This window comes from Chryseobacterium sp. CH25 (assembly GCF_004119455.1).
Lineage (GTDB): Bacteria > Bacteroidota > Bacteroidia > Flavobacteriales > Weeksellaceae > Chryseobacterium.
Genome location: NZ_NRQT01000068.1, coordinates 1 through 272 on the forward strand (window position 1 = coordinate 1; position 272 = coordinate 272).

1 pseudogene is annotated in these 272 nt (G+C 38.6%); it reads left to right on the forward strand.

The features are described 5' to 3' along the window. Nucleotides 1-96: 96 nt before the first annotated feature. Nucleotides 97-272: pseudogene (locus tag BOQ64_RS24310) on the forward strand (OB-fold nucleic acid binding domain-containing protein); the annotation flags it as partial.

Genomic DNA, 272 nt, shown 5'->3' on the forward strand with positions numbered 1-272 from the left:
TGATACCGGCAGCATGGATCTGGTATGGTTTCAGTATTCAAAATGGCTGAAAGAGCAGCTGCCCATTAATAAAGAGGTTTATATTTTTGGAAAGATCAACTTAGGGGAAGGATCACACAGGTACAGGAAATCCAGACAGGTAAAACAAAAAGATTATCCGCAAAATTCAATGATGATACCGGCAGCATGGATCTGGTATGGTTTCAGTATTCAAAATGGCTGAAAGAGCAGCTGCCCATTAATAAAGAGGTTTATATTTTTGGAAAGATCAA